This is a genomic window from Candidatus Magnetobacterium casense (genome assembly GCF_019173545.1).
Taxonomy (GTDB): domain Bacteria; phylum Nitrospirota; class Thermodesulfovibrionia; order Thermodesulfovibrionales; family Magnetobacteriaceae; genus Magnetobacterium; species Magnetobacterium cryptolimnobacter.
Genome location: NZ_JABXWD010000297.1, coordinates 1 through 4,286 on the forward strand (window position 1 = coordinate 1; position 4,286 = coordinate 4,286).

The window sequence follows — 4,286 nt, forward strand, 5'->3', positions numbered from 1 at the left end:
GCCGCCCCTTTCTTTTCTTGTATCGCACGCAATCGAAACGCGCTATAAACCAGAGATGGATACCGACATGAACGAATGTTCATATACAAAAGCGTAAATCCAAGCAAAAATCGAGGTGTTACTCTATGAACGATGATTCATAGTCTATGAACTACTTCAGATATTGACGTAGACCCTGTTGAACCTTTTTAGCAGTCCCTTGGCCTGGGCAATGTCCTTGTGTATCTGGGTCTTTAGCGCATCCACGGATGCAAACGTCATTTCGTCTCTCAATCGCTTGATAAAGTACACCCTGAGGGTGTTGCCAACGAGGTCGCCGTTGTAGTCAAATATATGTGCCTCGCATGAGAGTTCGTTGTCGCCAAAGGTGGGATTGAGGCCAACGTTTGCCACACCCTCAAATAGATCGTTGTCGGTTCTTGCACGGACGGCGTAGACGCCCCCGCAGGGCAGGAACTCATCGGCACAACAGAGGTTGGCCGTGGGGATGCCAAGGCACTTTCCACCCCGGTCCTTGCCCTTGACGACAATGCCGTCGATAAAGTAGGGTCTTTCCAGGAGTTTGTTGGTCTGGTCTATGTCGCCCCTGAGCAGGAGTTCCCTGATTCGGCTGCTGCTGACCACGAGTCCTCCACGTCTGACGTTTCGGACGACGTTAAACCCAAAGCCAAATCGCTTGCTCAACCTGCGAAAGCTCTCCGTGGTTCCCTTCTTGCCCCTGCCAAAGCGAAACCCGTGTCCGACGATTACGTGAGCTACCCCGAGCTGTTGCACGAGCACATCCCTGATAAACTGCTCGGGGGCCAGGGATGCAAACTCCTTGTTAAAGACGATACAGATGAGCACGTCAACTTCCGAGTTCTCAATCAACTGGGTCTTGATCTCAAAGGGGGTAAGGAACTTCATCTTCAACTGAGGGTTGGTAAACACCGCCGGATGTGGGTCAAAGGTCATTACAATGGCAGTGCCGTCAATGTTGCGTGCACGGCGCACCACCTCCGAAAATATCTTCTGGTGTCCCATGTGTACGCCATCGAAGTTCCCAACCGTTACGACCGGGCGCTTGTACTGCCCCGCTATGTCATCCAAACTCCTGACGAGTTCCAATCCAAAATACCTTGTGTATATATTACCACGCAGCGGAAATTATTAAAAGTAGGCGCCTAAATAAAAAACTCTCGCTGTAAATATCTACAGGAAGGTTCATTGGTATCCTCTTAAAAAAGCAGGGTAAGTTTTATTCCGCGGTTACAAGGCATGGATTCCTGCTTTCGCAGGAATGACAGTTACAGACGTTTTACAAGTGTGTCATTCCTGGCTTGACCAGGAATCCAGGGTGCGTAAAAGTATAGTTACCATGAAATATAAAGAGGATACGTTCGTTGTGTATGTGCTATAATATAGTCCATGGCAATTGAAGGACACATTCTGGATAAGGTCGGTAACGGACTAAGGCTCGACGCTGCGGATATATTGTCGCTGTTTGAGTCGGATGACCTGTTTGCGATAGGCCAGGCGGCCTCCGAGGTGACGTACAAACTCCACGGCGACCGCGTGTATTATACGCGCAACCACCACATCAACCCGACAAACATATGCGTCAACCGCTGTAAGTTTTGTGCCTTTAGCCGTTCAAGCGGTCAGGCTGGGGCCTATGCCCTCACCATTGATGAGATAATCGAAAAGCTGCAGGCATCCCAACAACCCCTCGTGGAGGTGCATATTGTAGGTGGATTGCACCCCGATTGGCCATTTATCTACTACCTCAACCTGCTCTCTGCCATAAAAAAGCACTTCCCACACATACACATCAAGGCGTTTACGGGCGTGGAGATAGACTACCTCTGTAGGATAAGCGGACTGGGGCTGCGGCAGACCTTGCAGACACTCAAGGCCCACGGGCTTGATACCATGCCTGGTGGTGGGGCGGAGATATTTGCGCCATCGGTCAGAGAGGCGCTCTGTCCCGAAAAGATATCCGCCCAGAGGTGGTTGACCGTACACGAGGCAGCACACGAAATGGGTATCAAAACAAACGCAACAATGCTCTACGGACACATAGAGTCATACCAGGACAGAGTGGAGCACCTCCTGGCGCTGCGGCAGTTGCAGGACCAAACCGGCGGGTTCCAGGCATTTATCCCCCTGAGTTTTCAACCGCATAACACCAGCATAGAGGCACCCTTTCCATCCGCAATTGACGACCTCAAGACGATTGCCATCAGCCGTCTGGCCCTGGATAACTTCCCGCACATCAAGGCCTACTGGATCATGCTGGGGGAAAAGCTGACCCAGACGGCCCTGCTCTTTGGTGCCAATGACGTCGATGGTACCGTGATGGAAGAGAAGATCGCACACAGCGCTGGCACCGACTCTGCCCCCATGCTCACGGTGACACAACTAAAGCACATGCTGACACGGGCCGGAAAGGTCCCCGTACAACGCAACGCCTTCTACGAAGAGATAGACTGAGGACGTTGTTTGTTGTCAGCCTCTGAGTTGACCGTTGCCAAAGACCACGAACTTGTTGCATGTCAGCTCTTCGATCCCCATAGGGCCGCGTGCGTGTATCTTGTCGGTGGAGATGCCGATTTCGGCGCCGAGGCCAAACTGTCCGCCGTCGTTGAGGCGCGTTGAGGCATTGATGAGCACTGCGGCGGAGTCCACCTCACGCAGGAATCTCATGGCACGTTGGTAGTTGTCCGTGACTATGGTGTCGGTGTGATTGGAGCTGTAGGTTGCAATGTGCCTGATGGCCTCATCCAGTGTATCGACGATGCGTATGTTAAGCTTCAGGGACAGGTACTCGTTGTAGTAATCCTGCTCCGTTAGCGGGGATATCTGTGGTAGGAGTCTTGTCGTCTGCGGACATCCCAGCAGCTCTACGGAGGCCTGCCGGAAACGCTCCACCATGGCAGGCAAAAATTCCGCTGCTATGGCCGAGTCAACCAACATCGTCTCCATCGCATTGCACGTACCGGGGCGCTGAACCTTGGCGTTGAAACATATGTCTTGGGCCATTCTGAGATTAGCGTGGGCATCGACAAAGACATGACAGACGCCCTTGTAGTGCTTCAACACGGGGATACGGGCGTTTTCAGTGACCGAACGGATTAGCCCCTCCCCTCCTCGCGGGATAATCAGGTCTATGAGTCCTTCGAGCTTGATCAGCTCCATAACGGCTGCACGCTGTGTGTTGTCGATAAAGGTGACCGCACCGGCATGGAGTCCCTCTGCGGTGAGCGTTTGACGCAAGAGTGAGACTATTGCCATGTTTGAGTGTATTGCCTCGGAACCGCCCTTGAGTATCACGGCATTACCGGCCATCAGGCACAAGCCGGCAGCATCGGCTGTGACGTTTGGACGCGACTCATAGATAATACACACAACCCCGATAGGTACACGCATCCTGCCAACCATCATATCGTTTGGTCTGCGTTGCAGGTTGGTGATCTCACCAACGGGGTCTTTAAGTTCCGAAACCTCTGTCAACCCGGCGGCCATTTCCTCTATGCGTTTGTCGTTGAGGGTCAGGCGGTCGATCATGGCCTCAGATAATCCTTTTTCCCTGGCAGCGGCAACGTCTCTGGCGTTTTCGGCGATGATGGCCGCCCTGTTGTTGCGGACCGCATCGGCCATGCCAACGAGCACCCGTTTCTTGACATGACCAGATGCCTTGGCCAGTTCACGTGCGCCATCCCGTGCCTCAAACGCCTTGCCTGTAACGTATTCCCGTAAGTCCATAAAAAAAATGCCTCCTGTTTTTATGCTTCAATAAGCAAGTCTATCAAAACCTGCTCCGTTTTGACAATACAGAGACTCCGCAATGTGCGTCTCAGGGGATGTAAAGGATTGCCGGGACTTACGAAGTTGCTATCAGTGCCGTGTGGAGCAGTTTTAGAGCTACAATAGTTTTAGAGCTACAATAGTTTTAGAGCTACAATAGTTTTACTAGGGCCGCTATGGCCGCAGACTGGGCAACAAGCATGGCCGCTACCCACTTTATTATATCGGATTTAGCATCGGATATCTTACTGTCGAGCTTACCTTCAAGACCGGATATCTTGCCTTCCATATCGGAGAACCTTGCGTTGACCCTGCCTTCGAAGTCGGAGAGCTTTGTGTCAAACTTGCCTTCAAGACCGGATATTTTGCCTTCCATATCGGAGAACCTTGCGTTGACCCTGCCTTCGAAGTCAGAGAGCTTTGTGTCAAACTTGCCTTCCATATCGGAGAACCTTGTGTTGACCCTGCCTTCGAAGTCAGAGAGCTTTGTGTCAAACTTG

Annotated in this window: 4 protein-coding genes; 1 reads left to right on the plus strand and 3 read right to left on the minus strand. The window is 52.0% G+C overall.

The genetic code is table 11. The features are described 5' to 3' along the window. Positions 1 to 156: 156 nt before the first annotated feature. Positions 157 to 1,089 carry a bifunctional riboflavin kinase/FAD synthetase gene (locus HWQ67_RS13610; protein WP_218253235.1) on the minus strand — a complete coding sequence of 311 codons (933 nt, stop codon included), beginning with the start codon at positions 1,087 to 1,089 and terminating at the stop codon, positions 157 to 159. Positions 1,090 to 1,407: 318 nt separating this feature from the next. On the opposite strand from HWQ67_RS13610, the gene mqnE reads away from it, so the two are divergent. Further along, positions 1,408 to 2,472 carry an aminofutalosine synthase MqnE gene (gene mqnE, locus HWQ67_RS13615; protein ID WP_218253236.1) on the plus strand — a complete coding sequence of 355 codons (1,065 nt, stop codon included), beginning with the start codon at positions 1,408 to 1,410 and terminating at the stop codon, positions 2,470 to 2,472. A 15-nt stretch (positions 2,473 to 2,487) separates the two neighbouring features. Here mqnE and HWQ67_RS13620 read toward each other — a convergent pair whose 3' ends face one another. After that, entirely contained in the window at positions 2,488 to 3,744 is a 1,257-nt protein-coding gene (locus HWQ67_RS13620) for a glutamate-5-semialdehyde dehydrogenase (RefSeq protein ID WP_218253237.1), read from the minus strand. Positions 3,745 to 3,937: 193 nt separating this feature from the next. After that, on the minus strand, positions 3,938 to 4,286 hold a 349-nt coding region (locus tag HWQ67_RS13625), incomplete at its 5' end, for a hypothetical protein (RefSeq protein ID WP_218253238.1).

What these genes read in the sequence shown, in the direction of transcription:
- HWQ67_RS13620 (WP_218253237.1), bottom strand. Translation starts at nt 3,744, where the DNA reads ATGGACTTACGGGAATACGTTACAGGCAAGGCGTTTGAGGCACGGGAT.
- mqnE (WP_218253236.1), top strand. Translation starts at nt 1,408, where the DNA reads ATGGCAATTGAAGGACACATTCTGGATAAGGTCGGTAACGGACTAAGG.